Raw genomic sequence first — 3,025 nt, 5'->3', positions numbered from 1 at the left:
GCACCTCGTACAGCACCTGCCCACCCGGCCCCCGAGCCCCCCCCCGCAACCCGGGCTCCCCCCCCCCCCCCCCCCCCCCCCCCCCCCCCCCCCCCCCCCCCCCCCCCCCCCCCCCCCCCCCGGGGGGGGGCGCCCGGCCGCATGACGTCCGAGATGTGCGTGATCTGCGACCTGTGCGAGATAGATCACGGTCCAGGGCGATACAGGCCCGAAGTCACACTTCGTGATGTCTACTGACCTCATGCCCGAGCGCCCCTCGAACCTCCGACTCGCGGGCGCGACCGCCCTGGCCGTGGCATCCGCCGCCGGGGTGGCCGCCCTGATCCGCGCTCTGCGTCGCAGCCGCGCCGCAACGCGCCCCTGCCGGCCACCGAAGGTCTCGCACTGCTCGGCCCACCCCACCCCCGAGCCCCTCCCCGCCATTCCGCACCCACGTGGATCCGCCCCCCACCGGGAGTCCGTCAACCTCTCTCCGGCGGAACGAGCCACTTTCGCGGGCTTGATGAGCCGATTCCACGACGGCGACTGAGGCGCACACCGCGCCCGGGAGGCCGGACGGCGCCCGGGAGGCGCGCGCAGCACATGCGGGGGCGGGTGGTACCGCGAGGCGCATGGAACTCGCGAGGCGCGCGCCACCCGCGCCCACGCCGGCGTGCGCGCCTCGCGCTATGAGACCTGCGCCGCCCGCCGCTCCATCGCCTCGCGGGCCGCCGCCTCCGACGGATACACCTCGCACATGTGCCGCCCGTCGGGCGTCGCCGTGTGCTCGACCTCCCAGAGGGAGATCTCCTGGCCGTCGTCCAGCAGAAAGGCATGCTCGTAGAGCGCGAAACCCAGCCCGATGCGCCCCGCGCGACAGGGCCGCCCGAACGCCTGGGTGATCTGGTGCGCGAACGCGTTCCGCAGCAGCGCCGCCGTCTCCGCGCCGGGCCGGTCGGCGTTCTCCGCGCGGCGCAGCAGCCGACGCGCATGGTCCGCCGAGTCGTCCGGCACGTACACATGCCGGGACGCGGGGACCGGCGACAACGTCACCAGCACCGGCAGCTCGAAGTCCGGGGCGTCCGGCGGCAAAGGCAGGCGCGCGGTCGCGGTGCGCAGCTCCTCCTCGTCGACGTACACCTCGTGCTGCGTCTCCCCGCCCGGCGCGGTGTTGTGGACGAGCTCCCACAAGGTGAGCGCCGAGCCGTCGGCCAGCAGCCAGGTGTGCCGGTACGTCTCCCGGTGCAGCCCGGCGCTGTGGTGCGCGGAGTGCAGCGAACTGGCGTGCGCCAGCGCGTGATCGAGACGCCGTATGGTGTCGTCGGGCAGCTCGAAGGAGTTCAGGGCGCGGCCGAGGAGCCGCGCGAGGTGCTCCTCAGGAGACTCCGGCGACTCGGCTGGTTCGTACGCTGCCGTCTCGTACGGAACGCTCAAGGTTTCTCCCGGCGTTGCTGCATGTCACCTTGTGGGTGCATACCGTAGCCCCTCGGTCGGACATCATGTCCGGGAACCGAGAAAACGTACGCCGGGAAAACGCGGAAGCCGCGCGAGAAGTTCCCGCGCGGCCCCCGCATGCCGTCTCAGAGGGCGCTTCCGGCGGTCCACTCGCTCCACGACATGTTCCAGCCGTTGAGCCCGTTGTCCGGCGCCACCGTCTTGTCGGGCGAGTTCTTGACGATCACCACGTCGCCGATGAGCGAGTTGTCGTAGAACCACTTGGCGGGAGTGTCCCCCCGCCCGCCCTGGACGTCCCGCAGTCCGACGCAGCCGTGGCTGCTGCCGAAGCGACCGAAGGGTGGGTTGCCCGGCTTGTACCAGTAGTTACCGTGCAGGAAGGTGCCCGACCTCGTCAGGCGCATCGCGTGCGGCACATCGGGGATGTCGTACTCGCCTCCCAGATCGACCGTCCGACTGTCCATCCGGGTCTGGATGAGCTTCTCGGAGATCACCATCTGCCCGTTGTACGTGGTGTGCTGGGCGTCGCCCGACGAGATCGGAACCGACCGGAGGGTCTTGCCGTCCCGCGCCACCGTCATGGTCTGCGTGTTGACGTCCACCGTGGAGACCTGCGAGCGCCCGACGGTGAAGGTGACTGTCTTCTTCTGCACCCCCACCACTCCGTTCGCGCCCTCCACACCGTCCAGGTCGATCTTCATCGTGACCTTGGACCCGGCCTTCCAGTACTCCTCGGGCCGGAAGTCGAGCCGCTGCGAGCCGAACCAGTGTCCGACCACCTTCTGCCCGCTGCTCGACGTCACCGTGATGCCCGACTGCACGGCCTTCCGGTCACTGATCACCTTGTCGAACGTGAACGACACCGGCATCCCGACCCCGACCGTCGTCCCCTCGTCCGGCGTGTACGTCCCGATGAAGCTGTTGGACGAAGTCACCGTCGTGAAGACCGAGTCGGCGGCCACACTCTTCCCGTCGCCCCCCTGGGCGGTCGCCGATATCCGGTACTTCGTCCCGCGCTCCAACTGCTCCGTCGGCTTCCAGCTCCTGCCATCCGCCGCCACCGCACCCGGCACGTCCTGCCCCGACTCCGCCACCGTCATCCGCACACCGACCAGCCGGCCGTCCGTCACCTTCACCCCGGTCGTGTTGATCGAGGCCCCCGTCGACCCGTTCTCCGCCGAGATGACGATCCTCGCGGGAGCCGCCTTCACCGTGCCGCCACCGCTCTTGCCGTCGCCGTTGTCGGCCTTGGCGTCACCGCTGCACCCGGTCAGTGCCAGCGCACCGACCACCAGCACGGCCCACGCCCCCAGTACGCGCCGTGCTGCTATGTCCGACGTTGTCACGGGCTGCTCCAGCTTCATGTCATGTGCGAGGTCCGCTCCAGTACGTCAAGACAGAGGGCCACAGCCCCCGACCAGGTTCCCCCCAACCGCCCGCGCCGCCCCCACGTGACAGAACTGCGACAATCCCCCACGTCACGCCCCTCACGGCCGCCCGTTATGTTTTCCGCGGCTCCGCAACGGGGCCGCTGGCCTCTGGGCCCGGCATGACTGTTGCCCCCTGTCGAAGGCATGACCTGGGGGGTGGT

Annotated in this window: 2 protein-coding genes; both read right to left on the bottom strand. The window is 70.6% G+C overall.

Annotated elements, in window-relative coordinates; translation table 11 throughout:
• Nucleotides 1-666: 666 nt before the first annotated feature.
• A complete protein-coding gene (locus ACH5AC_RS38365; protein ID WP_398866990.1) occupies nt 667-1,413 on the bottom strand; it encodes a DUF6227 family protein in 747 nt (248 codons plus the stop codon).
• 146 nt (nt 1,414-1,559) lie between these two features.
• Nucleotides 1,560-2,780: an Ig-like domain-containing protein gene (locus ACH5AC_RS38360; RefSeq protein ID WP_398866989.1), complete on the bottom strand. Its 1,221-nt coding sequence runs from the start codon at nt 2,778-2,780 to the stop codon at nt 1,560-1,562.
• Nucleotides 2,781-3,025: the final 245 nt, after the last annotated feature.

The organism is Streptomyces sp. NPDC018693 (assembly GCF_044391385.1).
GTDB lineage: Bacteria > Actinomycetota > Actinomycetes > Streptomycetales > Streptomycetaceae > Streptomyces.
The sequence above is the reverse complement of the archived record's forward strand: the minus strand, read 5'-3'. Positions and strand labels throughout refer to the sequence as shown.